This is a genomic window from Pedococcus sp. P2_E4 (assembly GCF_056403935.1).
On sequence record NZ_JBFUEO010000012.1, the window covers coordinates 77,183 to 94,117 of the forward strand.

General features: G+C 69.8%; 16 protein-coding genes. 14 read left to right on the plus strand and 2 right to left on the minus strand.

Going from position 1 to position 16,935, the window contains the following annotated elements; translation table 11 throughout:
* Positions 1–23: 23 nt before the first annotated feature.
* The 14 genes from AC1DV7_RS08350 (at position 24) to ispG (ending at position 15,412) form a co-directional block, all read left to right on the plus strand.
* On the plus strand, positions 24–1,481 hold the full coding sequence (locus AC1DV7_RS08350; protein WP_477596440.1) for a gamma-aminobutyraldehyde dehydrogenase: 1,458 nt from the start codon (positions 24–26) through the stop codon (positions 1,479–1,481).
* Positions 1,482–1,519: 38 nt separating this feature from the next.
* Positions 1,520–2,749: an ABC transporter substrate-binding protein gene (locus AC1DV7_RS08355; protein ID WP_477596442.1), complete on the plus strand. Its 1,230-nt coding sequence runs from the start codon at positions 1,520–1,522 to the stop codon at positions 2,747–2,749.
* Positions 2,749–3,858, plus strand: coding sequence for an ABC transporter ATP-binding protein (locus AC1DV7_RS08360; protein WP_477596444.1), 1,110 nt, complete (start codon positions 2,749–2,751; stop codon positions 3,856–3,858). Before AC1DV7_RS08355 ends, AC1DV7_RS08360 begins: the two co-directional genes overlap by 1 nt.
* Positions 3,858–4,772 carry an ABC transporter permease gene (locus AC1DV7_RS08365; protein WP_477596446.1) on the plus strand — a complete coding sequence of 305 codons (915 nt, stop codon included), beginning with the start codon at positions 3,858–3,860 and terminating at the stop codon, positions 4,770–4,772. Before AC1DV7_RS08360 ends, AC1DV7_RS08365 begins: the two co-directional genes overlap by 1 nt.
* On the plus strand, positions 4,772–5,575 hold the full coding sequence (locus AC1DV7_RS08370; protein WP_477596447.1) for an ABC transporter permease: 804 nt from the start codon (positions 4,772–4,774) through the stop codon (positions 5,573–5,575). The genes AC1DV7_RS08365 and AC1DV7_RS08370 overlap by 1 nt, the downstream gene beginning before the upstream one ends.
* Positions 5,576–5,579: 4 nt before the next feature.
* Complete coding sequence (locus tag AC1DV7_RS08375; protein WP_477596449.1) at positions 5,580–6,857, plus strand: saccharopine dehydrogenase family protein; 1,278 nt, start codon at positions 5,580–5,582, stop codon at positions 6,855–6,857.
* 34 nt (positions 6,858–6,891) lie between these two features.
* On the plus strand, positions 6,892–8,025 hold the full coding sequence (speB, locus tag AC1DV7_RS08380) for an agmatinase (RefSeq protein ID WP_477596451.1): 1,134 nt from the start codon (positions 6,892–6,894) through the stop codon (positions 8,023–8,025).
* Complete coding sequence (locus AC1DV7_RS08385) at positions 8,025–9,485, plus strand: NAD-dependent succinate-semialdehyde dehydrogenase (RefSeq protein WP_477596453.1); 1,461 nt, start codon at positions 8,025–8,027, stop codon at positions 9,483–9,485. The genes speB and AC1DV7_RS08385 overlap by 1 nt, the downstream gene beginning before the upstream one ends.
* A gap of 116 nt (positions 9,486–9,601) precedes the next feature.
* Positions 9,602–10,678 (plus strand): DnaB-like helicase C-terminal domain-containing protein, encoded by a 1,077-nt coding sequence (locus AC1DV7_RS08390; RefSeq protein ID WP_477596455.1) that lies wholly within the window; start codon positions 9,602–9,604, stop codon positions 10,676–10,678.
* Between the two features lie 30 nt (positions 10,679–10,708).
* The gene (locus AC1DV7_RS08395; protein ID WP_477596457.1) at positions 10,709–11,179 is read left to right on the plus strand and encodes a guanyl-specific ribonuclease; all 471 of its coding nucleotides are present in this window, start codon (positions 10,709–10,711) and stop codon (positions 11,177–11,179) included.
* A complete protein-coding gene (locus AC1DV7_RS08400; RefSeq protein WP_477596459.1) occupies positions 11,176–11,529 on the plus strand; it encodes a barstar family protein in 354 nt (117 codons plus the stop codon). The genes AC1DV7_RS08395 and AC1DV7_RS08400 overlap by 4 nt, the downstream gene beginning before the upstream one ends.
* A 66-nt stretch (positions 11,530–11,595) precedes the next feature.
* Positions 11,596–12,843, plus strand: coding sequence for a 1-deoxy-D-xylulose-5-phosphate reductoisomerase (dxr, locus tag AC1DV7_RS08405; RefSeq protein ID WP_477596461.1), 1,248 nt, complete (start codon positions 11,596–11,598; stop codon positions 12,841–12,843).
* The gene (locus AC1DV7_RS08410) at positions 12,840–14,204 is read left to right on the plus strand and encodes a M50 family metallopeptidase (RefSeq protein WP_477596463.1); all 1,365 of its coding nucleotides are present in this window, start codon (positions 12,840–12,842) and stop codon (positions 14,202–14,204) included. Before dxr ends, AC1DV7_RS08410 begins: the two co-directional genes overlap by 4 nt.
* A gap of 47 nt (positions 14,205–14,251) precedes the next feature.
* Positions 14,252–15,412, plus strand: a complete 1,161-nt coding sequence (ispG, locus tag AC1DV7_RS08415) for a flavodoxin-dependent (E)-4-hydroxy-3-methylbut-2-enyl-diphosphate synthase (RefSeq protein WP_477596465.1) — start codon at positions 14,252–14,254, stop codon at positions 15,410–15,412.
* A 99-nt stretch (positions 15,413–15,511) separates the two neighbouring features.
* On the opposite strand, the gene AC1DV7_RS08420 is transcribed toward ispG, so the two are convergent.
* The gene (locus tag AC1DV7_RS08420; RefSeq protein ID WP_477596467.1) at positions 15,512–15,898 is read right to left on the minus strand and encodes a hypothetical protein; all 387 of its coding nucleotides are present in this window, start codon (positions 15,896–15,898) and stop codon (positions 15,512–15,514) included.
* Positions 15,899–16,131: 233 nt separating this feature from the next.
* Positions 16,132–16,935: HNH endonuclease signature motif containing protein (locus AC1DV7_RS08425; RefSeq protein WP_477596468.1), on the minus strand; the 804-nt coding region annotated here is incomplete at its 5' end.

Consider the following 16,935-nt stretch of genomic DNA (forward strand, 5'->3'; position numbering starts at 1 on the left):
ACCCGATCCGCATTGGAGCACCAGTGACTGCCACGTCCGCGGCCCCCCGCGTCCTGCGCAACTTCATCAACGGCGAGTACGTGGAGGCGCAGACCGACGCGACCACCGACCTCGTCAGCCCCGTGACCGCCCAGGTGGTCGCCACGGCCCCGGTCTCGACGCCGGCCGACGTCGACGCGGCATACGCGTCCGCCAGCAAGGCCTTCGGGGAGTGGGGACAGACCACCCCCAGCGAGCGGCAGCAGGCGCTGCTCAAGTTCGCCGACGCCATCGAGAAGCGGGCCGACGAGTTCGTCAGGCTCGAGGCCGAGAACACCGGCAAGCCCTGGGCCCTGACGGCGTCGGAGGAAGTTCCCCCGATGGTCGACCAGCTGCGCTTCTTCGCCGGCGCCGCGCGCGTGCTCGAGGGCCGCGCGGCAGGGGAGTACATGAAGGGCCACACGAGCTGGGTCCGGCGCGAGCCGATCGGCGTCGTGGGCCAGGTGACGCCGTGGAACTACCCGATGATGATGGCGGTCTGGAAGATCGGTCCCGCCCTCGCCGCGGGCAACACCATCGTGCTCAAGCCGTCCGACACGACGCCCGAGACGACCCTGCTCATGGCCGAGATCGCCTCGGAGTTCCTGCCGGCAGGCACCTTCAACGTCGTCACGGGCGACCGCGAGACCGGCCGGGCGGTCGTCGAGCACAAGACCCCCGCGCTGGTCGCCATCACGGGCTCGGTGCGGGCGGGGATGCAGGTCGCCGAGAGTGCCAGCCGCGACCTCAAGCGCGTGCACCTCGAGCTGGGCGGCAAGGCGCCGGTGATCGTCTTCGACGACGCCGACATCGAGGCAGCCGTCGAGGGCATCGCCGTCGCGGGCTACTTCAACGCCGGGCAGGACTGCACCGCGGCCACCCGCGTGCTCGCGGCCCCCCACATCCACGACGACTTCGTCTCGGCGCTCGGCGAGTACGCCAAGAGCTCGGCCAAGGTCGGTCTGCCCGACGACGAGGACGCCCTGCTGGGCCCGGTCAACAACGCGAACCAGCTCGAGCGCGTCCAGGGGTTCATCAACCGCCTGCCCTCCCACGCCCAGGTCGCGGCGGGCGGCAACCGGCTGACCGGCCTCGGGGACGGCTTCTTCCTCGAGCCCACGGTGCTGTCGGGCCTGCGGCAGGACGACGAGGCGATCCAGGACGAGATCTTCGGACCCGTCATCACGGTGCAGCGGTTCACCGACGAGGCCGAGGCGATCGCCTGGGCCAACGGTGTCGACTACGGCCTCGCGTCCAGCGTCTGGACCAAGGACTTCGGTCGTGCCATGCGGGTGTCCAAGGCCCTCGACTTCGGCTGCGTGTGGATCAACACGCACATCCCGATCGTCGCCGAGATGCCGCACGGCGGCTTCAAGAAGTCCGGCTACGGCAAGGACCTGTCGATGTACGGGTTCGAGGACTACACCCGCATCAAGCACGTCATGGCCAACATCGACAGCTGACCCCGACCCTTCATCGCCCACACCCTGCAGGAGTGACCATGAACGACCAGACCCCCCCGCCTACGCTGTCGCCGGCCCTCATCCGCGGCCTCGTCACGCGTCGCTCGCTCATGGCAGGCGCCGCTGGGCTCGGGGCCATGGCCCTGGCCGCCTGCGGGTCCGAGGGGCGCAGCCCCGCCAGCTCGGGCAGCGCCAGCGCCGCCCCGTCGGCCAAGGCAGCCCAGGACATGTCCGACACCGAGAAGGTCGTGAACTGGTCGAACTGGACGGAGTACATCGACGTCTCCGAGGACGAGAAGAGCCGACCGACGTTGGACGCCTTCACGAAGGCGAGCGGCATCAAGGTCAACTACACCGAGGACTACAACGACAACGACGAGTTCTACGCCAAGGTCCGGCCCCTGCTGGCCGGGGGACAGGACACCGGACGTGATGTCTGGTGCTCGACCGACTGGATGGTTGCGCGCCTGATCCGTCAGGGCTACGTCCAGAAGCTCGACTACGCCAACATCCCCAACGGCAAGGCCAACCTCGAGGCCTCGCTCAAGAACGTCGAGTTCGACCCTGGCCGCGTGTACTCACTGCCCTGGCAGAGCGGTTTCGCCGGCATCGCCTACAACCTCAAGGCGACCGGTGGCAAGAAGATCGAGACGATGACCCAGCTGCTGACCGACCCCGCCCTGAAGGGCAAGGTCACGCTGCTCACCGAGATGCGCGACACGGTCGGGCTGGTGCTGCTCGAGCAGGGCAAGGACCCGGCCAAGTTCACCGACGCGGACTTCGAGGCCGCCATCGCGATGATCCAGAAGGCGAAGGACGCAGGCCAGATCAAGGGCTTCACGGGCAACGACTACACCGACGGCCTCACCAAGGGCGACATCGCCGCCTGCGTGGCCTGGACCGGTGACGTCGTCCAGCTGCAGTTCTCCAACAAGGACGTCGGATACGCCCTGCCGGAGAAGGGATTCACCCTCTGGTCCGACAACTTCGTCATCCCGGCGCTCGCCAAGCACAAGAAGAACGCCGAGAAGCTCATCGACTACTACTACGACCCGGCCGTCATGGCGCAGGTCGAGGCCTGGGTCAACTACATCCCGCCGGTGAAGGGCACCAAGGAGGCCCTGACCAAGGACGACCCGGACACCGCCGACAACCCGCTGATCTTCCCGAGCGAGGACGTGCTCTCCCGGTCTCACGTGTTCCGGGGGCTGTCGTCGGCCGAAGAGACGAAGTACAACCAGCAGTTCTCGACCCTCACCACCGGCTGATGGCGCAGCAGACCAGCGGCGACCTCAGGCTTGTCGGGCTCACCAAGGCGTTCGACTCCTTCACCGCGGTGCACCCCATGGACCTGACCATTCCGGAGGGGTCGTTCTTCGCGCTCCTTGGTCCGTCGGGCTGCGGCAAGACGACGACGCTGCGGATGGTGGCGGGGCTGGAGCAGCCCACCGGTGGCCGCATCCACATCGGCGGCACCGACATCACCGAGACCAAGGCGCACCAGCGCAACGTCAACACGGTGTTCCAGTCGTATGCCCTCTTCCCGCACATGAGCGTCATCGACAACGTGGCGTTCGGGCTCAAGCGTCGCGGCGACAAGGACGCCATGGCCAAGGCCAAGGAGGCCCTCGAGCTCGTCCAGCTGAGCGAGGTGGCTCGACGCAAGCCGGCTCAGCTGTCCGGCGGCATGCAGCAGCGGGTCGCGCTGGCCAGGGCCGTCGTCAACCGCCCCGACGTGCTCCTGCTCGACGAGCCGCTGGGAGCCCTGGACCTCAAGCTGCGCCGCCAGATGCAGATCGAGCTCAAGCGCATCCAGCAGGAGGTGGGGCTGACGTTCATCCACGTCACCCACGACCAGGAGGAGGCCATGACGATGGCCGACACCATCGCGGTGATGAACGCCGGCCGCGTGGAGCAGCTCGGGGATCCGGCCACCCTGTACGAGAACCCCGCGTCGACGTTCGTGGCGAACTTCCTCGGCCAGTCCAACCTCCTGCGCGCGACCGTGACCGGGGCGGCGAGCAACGGTGAGGTGCCCGTCACTGCATACGACCACCAGCTGACGGTCGCGGCCGACCACCTGCCCGACTCCACCAAGGACATCTGGTTGGGCGTGCGGCCGGAGAAGCTGCGGATCGGTGAGCACGGCGGACCCAACCGGCTGCGCGGGACCGTCACCGACGTGTCGTTCACGGGCGTGGCGACGCAGTACCTCGTGCGTATGCCGTGGGGCAAGGAGCTCACCGTCGTCCAGCAGAACGACGGGTCGAGCCGCGCCAGGCACGGTGAGGACGTCACCATCTCGTGGGCGGCCGAGCACGGCTTCGCCCTCGACGCCGCCCAGGCCGCCGACGCGGGCGTCGAGGAGGAGGGGTAGTGGCCGAGGTCGCGGCGATCGGCGCCGGCACCAAGGTCAACAAGCCGGTCCGACGCGGGCGATGGGTCCCCTACGCCCTCCTGGCCCCGGGTCTGTTGTGGCTGTTCGTCTTCTTCGTGGTGCCCATGCTCACGCTCGGGTCCCAGTCGCTGCAGGAAGGCAACGTCGACGAGGGGTACGTGTTCACGGGCAACGTCGGCATCTATGCCGACGCCATCCAGCGCTACTGGCCGCACCTCCTGCGCTCGCTCGGGTATGCCGGGCTGGCGACGGTGCTCACGCTCCTGATCGGCTACCCGCTGGCCTACTTCATCGCCCAGAAGGCGGGCAGGTGGAAGAACATCCTGCTCGTGCTGGTCATCGCGCCGTTCTTCACCAGCTTCCTCATCCGCACGCTGGCCTGGCGAACGATCCTGTCCGACAACGGTCCCGTGACCGAGCTGGCCCAGTCCACCGGCTTCACGACGCTGCTGCAGGCGGTGGGCCTCACGAACAACGACACCCTGCTGGCGTCGAAGTTCGCCGTGATCTGCGGACTGACCTACAACTTCCTGCCGTTCATGATCCTTCCGCTCTACGCCTCGCTGGAACGCCTCGACCCGCGCCTCGTGGAGGCTGCCGGTGACCTGTACGCCTCGCCCTGGCAGGCCTTCCGCCGGGTCACCTGGCCGTTGTCCCTCCCCGGTGTCGTGGCCGGCACGCTGCTGACCTTCATCCCCGCAGCCGGTGACTTCATCAACTCCCGCCTGCTCGGCAACACCCAGACGGTCATGATCGGACAGGTCATCGACAGCCAGTTCCTCCGGGTGCTCGACTATCCGCTCGCTGCGGCCCTGTCGTTCGTGCTGCTCGTCCTGATCGTCACCCTGGTCGCGCTGTACGTTCGCCAGGCCGGCACGGAGGAGCTGGTCTGATGGGCGCCGTGACCTGGGTGCGTCGCCACCTGTTGGCCTTCGTCGCGCTGGTCATCCTCGCGTACATGCTCATCCCGAACCTCGTGGTCGCCGTGTTCTCGTTCAACGACCCGGTGGGTCGCTACAACTACAACTGGGAGCGGTTCTCGACGGACGCGTGGGCGCATCCGTGCGCCGCACAGGGGATCTGCGAGTCGCTCGGACTCTCCCTCCGGATCGGGGTGATCGCCTCGTTGTCCGCCACGCTGCTCGGAACCATGATCGCCTTCGCGCTGGGGCGCTACCGCTTCCGCGGCCGCTCCGGCACGAACCTGCTCATCTTCATGCCGATGGCGACGCCCGAGGTCGTGATGGGTTCCAGCCTGCTGACGCTGTTCCTCATGATGGGCATCCCGGCCGGAGCGACCGCGATCCTCATCGCCCACATCATGTTCTGTGTCTCGTTCGTCGTGGTGGCGGTCAAGGCCCGCGTGGCGACACTGGACCCACGGCTCGAGGAAGCCGCCGCGGACCTGGGAGCTTCACCGGTGCAGACCTTCCTGCGGGTGACGTTCCCGCTGGCCGCCCCAGGCATCGCGGCAGGTGCGCTGCTCGCGTTCTCCCTGAGCTTCGACGACTACATCATCACCAACTTCAACGCCTCGCCCAGCTCCATCACGTTCCCCATGTACGTCTGGGGCGCCTCGCAGCGCGGTGCGCCCGTGCAGGTCAACGTCATCGGCACGGTCATGTTCCTCCTCGCACTGTTCATCGTCCTCGGCGGGCAGGTCTTCGGTGCGCGTCGTCAGAAGAAGGAAGCCTGAGCCCATGCGCATCCTCATGATCGGCGCCGGTGGCGTCGGTGACGCTGCCGCGCGCATCGCCGTCGAACGCGACTTCTTCGAGCTGCTCGTCGTCGCCGACTACGAACTGTCGCGGGCCGAGGCGACGGTGGCTGCCGCCACCGCCCGTCGCCCCGGGGAGTCCCGGCTCGTCGCTGCCCGGGTCGACGCCTCGGACGAGCAGGCCGTGGCGGCGCTGGCTCGCGAGCACGATGCCACGCACGTGTTCAACGCGGTCGACCCGCGGTTCGTCATGCCGATCTTCCGCGGCGCATTGGCGGCCGGCGCCGGTTACCTCGACATGGCGATGAGCCTGTCCCGCCGGCACCCGGACGAGCCGTATGCCAAGGCGCACGTCAAGCTCGGCGACGAGCAGTTCGCGATGGCGGGGGAGTGGGAGCAGTCGGGTCGGCTGGCGCTGCTCGGCATGGGGGTGGAGCCGGGCCTCTCGGACGTCTTCGCGCGCTATGCCGCAGACCACCTGTTCTCCGAGATCGACGAGCTGGGCACCCGCGACGGCGCCAACCTGGCCGTCCACGACGCCGACGGCAACGAGACCTTCGCGCCGGGGTTCTCCATGTGGACGATCATCGAGGAGTGCCTCAACCCGCCCGTCGTCTGGGAGAGGGACCGCGCGCAGGCGGCCGGGGGAGACCGCGAGGCGGGCTTCTTCACGCTGCCCGCGTTCAGCGAGCCGGAGGTGTTCGAGTTCCCCGAGGGGATCGGCCCGGTCGAGTGCGTCCACGTCGAGCACGAGGAGGTCCTGCTGATGCCGCGCTGGCTCGACGCGCGGCGGGTCACCTTCAAGTACGGCCTCGGCGACGAGCTCATCACCATCCTCAGGACGCTGCACACGCTGGGCCTCGACCGCACCGACCCGGTGTCCGTCAAGGGTGTCCAGGTGTCGCCGCGCGACGTGGTCGCCGCGGTGCTGCCCGACCCGGCCACCATCGGCCCGCAGATGAAGGGCAAGACCTGCGCGGGCGTGTGGGTCACCGGCACCGGCAAGGACGGCGAGCCCCGCTCGACTTACCTGTACCACGTGTCCGACAACGAGGAGACGATGCGCGACTACGGTGCCCAGTGCGTCGTCTGGCAGACCGCCGTCAACCCCGTCGTGGCCCTGGAGCTCATCGCGAACGGCACGTGGTCCGGCAGCGGCGTCCTCGGCCCCGAGGCCTTCGACGCCGTCCCCTTCCTCGACCTCCTCAAGGCACCCAAGCCCGAGGGATACGGCTCACCCTGGGGCATGGAAGACCGCTGATCCCCATGGCCTGCAACGGGACTAGGTTGGTTCCATGACGAGATACGGCCAGCAGTACGGCCCCGATTTCACCTTCCTCGGCGTCGACCGCTGCGACCTCGACGACGCGAGCTCGTATGCCGACGCCGACGTCGTGATCCTCGGTGCGCCGTTCGACGGCGGGACCTCGCACCGGCCGGGGACGCGGTTCGGACCGCAGGCGATCCGGATGACCGACTACCTGCCCCACGACGGGTCGCGGCCGTCCCTCGCCCTGCGCACCGATGGGCTCGTCGACCTCAGGGTCGTCGACGCGGGCGACGTCGAGATGTACTCCGGCGACATCGAGGCGTCGCTGCCCAAGCTCGAGGCGGCCGTCGAGAAGGTCGCCCGCGCCGGCGCGATCCCGGTCGTCCTGGGCGGTGACCACTCGATCGCGTTCCCCGACGCCAAGGGGGTCGCCAACGCGCTGGGCCACGGCCGGGTCTCGATGATCCACTTCGACGCGCACGCCGACACCGGCGACATCGAGTTCGGGTCGCTCTGGGGGCACGGCCAGCCGATGCGGCGGCTCATCGAGTCCGGTGCACTGCGCGGCGACCGGTTCCTCCAGGTCGGGCTGCGCGGCTACTGGCCGCCGCCCGAGACGCTCGACTGGATGGCCGGGCAGCAGATGCGGTCCTTCGAGATGACCGAGATCGTCCACCGCGGCCTGCAGGAGTGCCTCACCGAGGCGTTCGCCATCGCGACGGACGAGTGCGAGGGAGTCTTCCTCTCGGTCGACATCGACGTCTGCGACCCCGGCCATGCCCCGGGCACCGGCACGCCCGAGCCCGGTGGCCTGTCCGCCCGCGAGCTGCTCGACTCCGTGCGGCGGATCTGCCTCGAGCTCCCCGTGGTGGGCGTCGACCTCGTCGAGGTCAGTCCCCCCTACGACCACGCCGACATCACGGCAGCACTGGCCAACCGCGTGGTGCTGGAGGCCCTGTCGGCCATCGCGCGCAAGCGCCAGGACGAGCGCGACGGGACCCGCTGGGACCCCTCCCAGCCCCTGCTCGCCGGACGCAACGGCGCCATACCGCAGGGCCACATCCCGCACCACCACACCCACGGCACGCACGACTCCCACGACGACTCCCGCGACGACTCCCACGACGACTCCCACGACCACGACGGAGGCACGGACTGATGGCCACGACCCGGAAGGCGCTCATCGACTCGGTCCCCAAGGGACTGCTCATCGGTGGCGCCTGGCGCGACTCGAGTGACGGCGCGACCATCGCGGTGGAGGACCCCTCCAGCGGGGCGACCATCACCCACGTGGCCGACGCCACTGTGGCCGACGGCCTGGCCGCGCTCGACGCGGCGGTGGCGGCACAGGCCGACTGGGCGGCGACCCCACCGCGTGACCGCGGCGAGATCCTGCGCGCGGCCTTCGAGGCGATCACCGAGCGCGCCGAGGAGTTCGCCACGCTCATGACCCTCGAGATGGGCAAGACCCTCGCCGAGAGCCGGGGCGAGGTGACGTACGGCGCGGAGTTCTTCCGCTGGTTCTCGGAGGAGGCGGTGCGCATCCACGGTCGCTGGTCGACGGCGCCCAACGGCGCGACCCGGCTGCTGACGATGAAGAAGCCCGTCGGGCCGACGCTGATGATCACGCCGTGGAACTTCCCGCTGGCCATGGGAACCCGCAAGATCGGCCCGGCGATCGCAGCTGGCTGCACCATGGTGGTCAAGCCCGCCAGCCAGACCCCCCTCACCATGCTGGCGCTCGCACAGCTGATGCGTGACTGCGGACTGCCGGACGGTGTCCTCAACGTCGTCACCACCCACCGCACCGGTGAGGTCATGGAGCCGCTCATCCGCGACCCCCGGCTCCGCAAGCTCACGTTCACGGGGTCGACCGGTGTCGGGCGGCGCTTGGTCGAGCAGTCCGCCGAGCAGCTCCTGCGGGTCTCGATGGAGCTCGGCGGCAACGCCCCCTTCATCGTGTTCGAGGACGCCGACCTCGACAAGGCGGTCGACGGGGCGATGCTCGCCAAGATGCGCAACATCGGCGAGGCCTGCACCGCTGCCAACCGGTTCTTCGTCCACGAGGACGTCGCCGAGGAGTTCGCGCGCAAGTTCGCGGCCCGGATGGCCGGGCTCACCGTCGGCAAGGGCACCAAGAAGGGCGTCGACGTCGGCCCCCTCATCGATGCCAAGGCGCGCGACGGGGTCAGTGAGCTCGTCGAGGACGCCCGAGGGAAGGGCGCCACGGTCCTCACGGGCGGCAGCCAGGTGAAGGGGCGGGGCTACTTCTTCGAGCCCACGGTCATCACCGACGTGCCCATGTCGGCGCGGATGATGAGCGAGGAGATCTTCGGTCCGGTCGCCCCGATCGGCACCTTCCGGACCGAGGCCGAGGCCATCCGCAAGGCGAACAGCACCGAGTACGGCCTCGCGTCCTACGTGTTCACGAACGACCTCGGCCGGGTCATCAGGGTCAGCGAGGCGCTCGAGTACGGGATGATCGGGATCAACCAGGGCATCATCTCCAACCCGGCCGCCCCGTTCGGTGGCGTCAAGGCGTCGGGCTTCGGCCGCGAGGGTGGTTTCGAGGGCATCGAGGAGTACCTCGAGACCACCTATGTCGGGATCGCCCCGTAAGACCGGATCTGCTGTCTTCGAGCAAGGAGGCCCGACCTCGGGCACCCCTTGGACGAACGGTGGATGTTGCCGGGAAAACGCCTCCAGTCGACGGCAACAGGGGTTCAATCGGCCCCATGACGATCGCCGAGGAAGCCGCAACGGGCGCCGAGCCGACACCGGTCAACGGTGTGGACACCCACCGGATCGACCGCGGAGGGCGGCTGCGCTCGCTCACCGACGTGCTCACCGAGACCGACGACAAGCTGCGCAGTGGCCGCTCCGCCGGCGCCCGCGTGTGGCCGACAGGGTTCGGGGCGCTCGACGTCGCGCTGTCCGGGGGCTTCCGTTCCGGTGAGCTCGTCCTGCTCGGGGGCCCACAGGGACTGGGCAAGACCGCGATGGCGCTGCAGATGCTGCGCAACACCGTGGTGGCCAACCGGGCGGCCATCCTCTTCTCCTACGAGCACGACGCCCACAGCATCCTCGAGCGACTGCTCGCCATCGAGGCGGGGACCATCGCCGGCACCGACGCGGTCGGCCTCGCCAAGATCCGGGCCGGGTTCGAGGCACGTCACAGCGTCGCGCACAGCATGGCCGAGCGGTTCTCCGAGACCGTCGGTGGGTCCGAGGCCGTCGCGGCGCTCGAGCGGTACGGCGACCGCCTGCACGTGCACACCTCCAGCGGCTCCCACACGACGCTCGACGTGATCCGCTCCGCCGTCATCGACGTGACCCGGCGCGACGGGCGCCCCCCGCTCGTGCTGGTCGACTACCTGCAGAAGGTCCCGGTACCCGGCATCGCCGGTGGCGAGGACGAGCGGGTGTCGGTCGTGGTCGAGCGCCTCAAGGACATGGCCCTCGAGCTGCAGGTCCCCGTCCTCGCGATCGTGGCAGCCGAGAAGGGCAGCCTGGCGTCCGGCAAGCGGATGCGCGTCCACGACCTCCGTGGCTCGTCGGCCCTCGCGTACGAGTCCGACGTCGTCCTGCTCCTCAACGACAAGTACGACATCGTCGCCAAGCACCACCTCGTCTACCACCTCGGCAACGCCGAGCGGTTCCGCCACTGGGTCGTCATGTCGATCGAGAAGAACCGCAGTGGTGCTGACCACCTCGAGCTGGAGTTCCAGAAGCGGTTCGAACAGGGTCGGTTCGAGCCCGAGGGCCGGGTCGTCGAGGAGCAGCTGATCGAGGAGCGCGTCTTCCGCGAGTGAGCCGTCGGCCGCGTGCAATAGCGTGACCGCATGTCCGCGAGCCAGCGCCGCACCGCCGGGATCGGCCTCCTGGCCGTCGCGGCGGTGCTGCTCGTCGGGCTGTGGTTCTGGTCCGGTCAGGGTCAGGGTCCATCGTCGTCGCCGTCTCTGTCGTCGTCGCCGTCTCTGTCGCCGTCGCTGGCGCAGTCGTCGTCGTCGGCTCCGCGCGACGCCAGCGGGCTGCCCGTGGTCGCCGTGTCAGCCCTACCGGTGGAGGCCCGTGAGACCCTCGTGCTCATCGCCGCGGGCGGGCCCTTCCCGTACTCGCGGGACGGCGTGGTCTTCCAGAACCGCGAGCGGATCCTGCCGCGCAGGGCGACCGGCTGGTACCACGAGTACACCGTCCCGACACCGGAGGAGGACGACCGTGGGGCCCGGCGCATCGTCACCGGCAAGGACGGCCTGCGCTACTGGAGCGACGACCACTACGACTCGTTCAGCGTGATCCAGGAGGAGCCATGATGCGCGTGCTCGGACCCGGGACGAGCCTGCGCGAGGTCATCGACGAGGCTCGCGACGCGGGGGAGGACGTGGTCGTCGTCTCGGCGCGGCCCACCAAGCGCGAGAGCATCGCCGAGTTCGGTGTGGCCCTTCGGCTGCCCGAGTGGTTCGGACACAACCTCGACGCCCTCGCCGACTCCCTGCACGACCTGGCCGAGGCGGTCAGCCGGGACGGCCCTCCACGCCACCTGGTCTGGGCCGGCGTCGCGACGATGCGCGCCGACCACCCGCGCGCCTACGAGGGCATCTGCGGTGTGCTCGACGAGGTGGCCGAGGACCACCCCAGGCTGCACGTGACGGTGGTCGAGTGACCGTGGTCGGCCGCCGGGTCACCCGACGCGCCCTCCGGGCCCACTCGCCCGTGGGACAATGAAGCAGTGACCTCCCCGCGCACCGTCGCCGTCCTCGGCTCGACCGGCTCCATCGGCACCCAGGCCCTGGACGTGATCGCGCGCAACCCCGAGCGCTTCCGGGTCACCGCCCTGTCGGCCGGGTCCAACCTGGCCCTCGTCGCCGAGCAGGCGGTCGCCTTCGACGTGCCCCTCGTGGCAGTGGCCACCGGCACCACCGAGTCGGTGACCGCAGCGATCGGTGCGTATGCCGCGGCAGCCGGCAGGCCGGCATACCGCCCTCACGTCGTGGTGGGGGACGACGCGGCGGTGACCGCCGCGGGGTCCGGGGCCGACGTGGTCCTCAACGGGATCACCGGCGCGATCGGGCTGCGCCCGACGCTCGCGGCGCTCGCCGCCGGGTCCACGCTGGCGCTGGCCAACAAGGAGTCGCTCATCGTCGGGGGACCGCTGGTCAAGGCTGCGGCGCGTCCCGACCAGATCGTGCCGGTCGACTCGGAGCACTCGGCGATCGCCCAGTCCCTGCGCGGGGGGCGCGCCGAGGAGGTCCGGCGGTTGGTCGTGACCGCGAGCGGCGGTCCGTTCCGTGGGCGCAGCCGCCCCTCGCTGCGCGACGTGACGCCCGCCGATGCGCTGGCCCACCCGAACTTCTCCATGGGACGGGTCATCACCACGAACTCCGCCACCCTGGTCAACAAGGGGCTCGAGGTCATCGAGGCGCACCTGCTGTTCGACATCCCCTTCGACCGCATCGACGTCGTCGTCCACCCGCAGCAGATGATCCACTCGATGGTCGAGTTCGTCGACGGGTCGACGATCGCGCAGGCCGGGCCGCCGCGGATGCTGGTCCCGATCGCGCTCGGCCTGTCATGGCCCGAGCGGCTGCCCGACGTGGACGTTCCGGTCGACTGGACGCAGGCGCAGTCGTGGGACTTCGAGCCGCTCGACGACGAGGCGTTCCCGGCGGTGCGCCTTGCACGTCAGGTGGGCATGGCGGGCGGCACCTATCCGGCCGTCTACAACGCCGCCAACGAGGTCGCCGTCGACGCCTTCCACGACGGGCACCTCGGGTTCGTCGAGATCGTCGACACCGTCGAGCGGGTCGTGGCCGAGCACGCCGACGACTCCGGGAGCGAAACCGCGCACCTGACCGTTGAGGACGTGATGCGCGCCGATGCCTGGGCGCGCGAACGCGCACGAAAGGTCCTCGGCTTGCCCACCACAGATTCGGCCGCCGCCACGGCTGTCGGCACCACCAATGGGAGCACTGCGTGACCGTCCTGCTGTACATCCTCGGCGTGCTGTTCGTCGCCTTCGGCGTCGGCGCCTCGATCGCGCTGCACGAGATCGGCCACCTGGTGCCCGCCAAGAAGTTCGGGGTCAAGGTCACCCAGTACATGGTCGGCTTCGGCCCCACCGTGTGGTCGACCCGCCGCGGCGAGACCGAGTACGGGCTCAAGGCGATCCCGCTCGGCGGCTACATCCGGATGATCGGCATGTTCCCGCCGCGACCCGGCGACGCTGCGGGCACCATCCGGGTCTCGAGCACCGGCCGCTTCTCCCAGCTCGCTGACGAGGCGCGCCAGCTGAGCCTGGAGGAGATCAGGCCCGGCGACGAGGACCGCGTCTTCTACAAGCTGCCGGTCTGGAAGAAGGTCGTCGTCATGCTCGGCGGCCCGTTCATGAACCTCGTCATCTCCGTCGTGCTGCTGACCGGGCTGGTCACGCTGTACGGCGTGCTCACGCCCCAGAAGGGCGCCGAGGTGGCCTCGGTGAGCGAGTGCGTCGTGCCCGCGAGCCAGGCCGACACCAAGACCACCTGTGCCGCCTCCGATCCCAAGACGCCGGCCTTTGCCGCGGGCATCCGCCCTGGCGACCGGTTCGTCTCGATCGACGGCCAGCCCATCGAGCGCACCGTCGACGTCGGCAAGATCATCCGCCCGCTGGTCGGCCGGTCCGTCCCCATCGTCGTCGAGCGCGACGGCTCCCAGGTCACGCTCACCGCGACGCCGGTGCGCAACACCGTGCAGCAGGTGAGTCCCGACGGCACCCCACTGGTCGACGCCGACGGGCAGCCCGTGGTCGTGGACGCCGGGTTCCTCGGCGTCAGCTCGGCCACCCCGACCGCCATCGAGCGGCAGCCGATCACGGTGGTGCCCGAGCTCGTCGGCACCGGCCTGAGCCAGACGGCAGGCGTCATCCTGCACATCCCGCAGAAGATGACCGGGGTGTTCCAGGCCGCGTTCGGGTCGGGCGAGCGCGATCCCAACAGCCCGGTCTCCGTCGTCGGCGTGGGCCGGATGGCCGGCGAGGCCAGCTCGGGGCGCATCTCGTGGATCGGCGACAACGGCATCGCGCCGTTCGCCTTCCTGCTCCAGCTGCTCGTCTCGCTCAACATGGCGTTGTTCGTGTTCAACCTCATCCCGCTGCTCCCGCTGGACGGCGGTCACGTCGCGGGCGCGCTCTGGGAGGGCCTCAAGCGCGGCGCGTCCAAGCTGCTGCGCCGCCCGGACCCCGGTCACGTCGATGTCGCCAAGGCCATGCCGCTCGCGTACGCCGTGTCGTCCGTGCTCATCGTGATGACCGTGCTGCTCGTGTACGCCGACCTCGTCAAGCCGATCAAGCTGGGCGGCTAACGCCGCCCAGTTCGGTCTCCCGCATCGCGCTGGGGGATACTCCACCCATGACCATCTCGCTCGGTATGCCGTCCGCTCCTGCTCCCGTCCTCGCCCCCCGGCGCAAGACGCGCAAGATCAAGGTCGGCAAGGTCGAGGTCGGCGGCGACGCCCCCATCTCCGTGCAGTCGATGTGCACCACCCCGACCACGGACATCAACGCGACGCTGCAGCAGATCGCCGAGCTCACGGCATCCGGCTGCGACATCGTGCGCGTGGCGTGCCCCAGCCAGGACGACGCCGAGGCGCTGCCGGCCATCGCCCGCAAGTCGCAGATCCCGGTCATCGCCGACATCCACTTCCAGCCCAAGTACGTGTTCGCGGCGATCGACGCCGGCTGTGCGGCGGTGCGCGTCAACCCGGGCAACATCCGCAAGTTCGACGACCAGGTCAAGCAGATCGCCGCGGCGGCCAAGGACGCCGGCGTCTCGATCCGCATCGGCGTCAACGCCGGGTCGCTCGACCCGCGACTGCTGGAGAAGTACGGCAAGGCCACCGCGGAGGCGCTCGTCGAGTCGGCCGTCTGGGAGGCGTCGCTCTTCGAGGAGCACGACTTCCACGACTTCAAGATCTCCGTGAAGCACAACGACCCGGTCGTCATGGTCAAGGCGTACGAGATGCTCTCCGAGCGGGGCGACTGGCCGCTGCACCTCGGGGTGACCGAGGCGGGACCGGCGTTCCAAGGGACGATCAAGTCGGCGACGGCCTTCGGCGCCCTGCTCTCCAAGGGGATCGGTGACACGATCCGGGTGTCGCTGTCCGCACCGCCCGTCGAGGAGGTCAAGGTCGGCAACCAGATCCTGCAGTCGCTGAACCTCAAGCCCCGCAAGCTCGAGATCGTGTCCTGCCCGTCGTGTGGTCGGGCGCAGGTCGACGTCTACAAGCTCGCCGACGAGGTCACCGCCGGGCTCGAGGGCATGACGGTCCCGCTGCGCGTCGCCGTCATGGGCTGCGTCGTCAACGGCCCGGGGGAGGCCCGTGAGGCCGACCTCGGCGTCGCGTCCGGCAACGGCAAGGGCCAGATCTTCGTCAAGGGGGAGGTCGTCAAGACCGTTCCCGAGAGCCAGATCGTCGAGACGCTCATCGAGGAGGCCATGCGCATCGCCGAGGAGATGGGCGAGCCCATCGACGGGGAGAGCGCCGGCGCACCGAGCGTCACCGTCGGCTGATCCACCCCGCTCGCTGACGCTGCGGCGAGCCAACGCTGCGGGCGAGCCAACGCTGCGGCGAGCTGACGTGTGGCGGCCGGGACGCGGGGCCCGTCGGACTCACTCGTGGGGGCTGTCTCCCATTCGAGCCGACCGTTCGCGACTCAGGTACCGCACCGGCTTGCCGAGTGACTCCGCGTAGGCAATCTCCCGTCGGGTCGACTCACCCACGTAGCCGCCCGGATCGACGATGTACACCTCGTCGGCCATGCGAATCTTCTGGAAGTGCAGGGCGCCGAGGCGCCCCTTCAGGTCCGAGCTGTCGGTCGCCCAGTCGTAGTCCGGGAGCTCGGGGAGGCTGAACATCCCGAGGCTGATCACGACGCAGCCCTGCATCGTGAGCCGCCGGTTGACCTCCGCGAACTCAGCCTCGAACCTGGTCGAGCCGCAGAGCGTGATGACCTTCGCCTCACCCTCGGCCGACTGCGGCGCCTGTTGCTCCTCCATGAGGTTCATGATCGCGGTACGGCAGGAGGAGTCTGTCGCCACCCCTCTGGACATCCGCCCAGGCCGCTGTCCGGGCCGCGGCGGCACGGGCGTGGTGAAGCCAACAGTGCTCCACCGCCATCGAGCCCGGGCCACGACCGGCGGTAGCCCCCACGGGCGCAGATGTCGGCTCATCAGAGCGTCGTCGTGGCATGCCGGCTGCCCCGCCGGGGTGGGCGGGGTGTGGGGCGGGGTCACGCTGGTTCCTGCGCGGCACGCCGGGCGAGCAGCTGGTCGTAGGAGCCGCGGGTCAGGTCCCACTGCACCCGCTCACCCTCGGGACCCGTGACGACCTGCCCGGCGAGGCGTCGCTGGTGGACGGTGGTGTGGTGCCGCTCGCACAACAGGGCGGCGTTGGCCAGGTCCGAGGCGCCGAAGTCGGCCCAGTGCACCAGGTGATGACCGTCGGTCCAGGCGGGTGGGGCTCCGCAGCCGGGGTAGGTGCAGCCGCCGTCGCGAAGCCACAGGCGTCTGGTCTGGGCCGGGGTGAAGAACCGGACCGTGCGGCCCAGGTCGAGCACCTCACCCCTTGACCCCAGCACGACCGGGACCACGGAGGCGTCGCAGGCGAGCCGGCGGACCGTCTCGGGCGCGAGGTGGGTGCCGGTGTCGAGCCCACCGAGCGTGGTCGCGGCCCCGGTCGTCTCACGGAGGGACGCCCAGTCCATCGTCAGGAACAGGGTCGTCTTGCTGTTCTTGCCCACGCTGACGTCGGCGGCCACCGCCCGGCGCACCAGCGCGATGAGGGCGTCGCCGCGGCGCCGGTCGGAGCTGCGCAGGTCGCGTTCGCCGTCGACCGGCCGCGGCGCCGACAACGGCCCCAGCGCCGCCTCCAGCACCGCCCTGCCCGCGACATCCAGCACCAGCCGGTACTCCGCGATCCCGGTGCCGTCCTCGACCGGCTGCGACAAGCTCACGAACCGGGCCGCGGCGTCCTGCTCGAGCTGCAGCTGACCGTCCCGCCCGTACTTGGCCAGCAGCGCGGGCCGCAGACGGCG

Bases quoted from the DNA above. Each gene is read 5' to 3' on its own strand.
- AC1DV7_RS08355 (WP_477596442.1), top strand. From the start codon at position 1,520: ATGAACGACCAGACCCCCCCGCCTACGCTGTCGCCGGCCCTCATCCGC.
- AC1DV7_RS08360 (WP_477596444.1), top strand. From the start codon at position 2,749: ATGGCGCAGCAGACCAGCGGCGACCTCAGGCTTGTCGGGCTCACCAAG.
- AC1DV7_RS08370 (WP_477596447.1), top strand. From the start codon at position 4,772: ATGGGCGCCGTGACCTGGGTGCGTCGCCACCTGTTGGCCTTCGTCGCG.
- AC1DV7_RS08375 (WP_477596449.1), top strand. From the start codon at position 5,580: ATGCGCATCCTCATGATCGGCGCCGGTGGCGTCGGTGACGCTGCCGCG.
- speB (WP_477596451.1), top strand. From the start codon at position 6,892: ATGACGAGATACGGCCAGCAGTACGGCCCCGATTTCACCTTCCTCGGC.
- AC1DV7_RS08385 (WP_477596453.1), top strand. From the start codon at position 8,025: ATGGCCACGACCCGGAAGGCGCTCATCGACTCGGTCCCCAAGGGACTG.
- AC1DV7_RS08390 (WP_477596455.1), top strand. From the start codon at position 9,602: ATGACGATCGCCGAGGAAGCCGCAACGGGCGCCGAGCCGACACCGGTC.
- AC1DV7_RS08395 (WP_477596457.1), top strand. From the start codon at position 10,709: ATGTCCGCGAGCCAGCGCCGCACCGCCGGGATCGGCCTCCTGGCCGTC.
- AC1DV7_RS08400 (WP_477596459.1), top strand. From the start codon at position 11,176: ATGATGCGCGTGCTCGGACCCGGGACGAGCCTGCGCGAGGTCATCGAC.
- ispG (WP_477596465.1), top strand. From the start codon at position 14,252: ATGACCATCTCGCTCGGTATGCCGTCCGCTCCTGCTCCCGTCCTCGCC.
- AC1DV7_RS08420 (WP_477596467.1), bottom strand. From the start codon at position 15,898: ATGGAGGAGCAACAGGCGCCGCAGTCGGCCGAGGGTGAGGCGAAGGTC.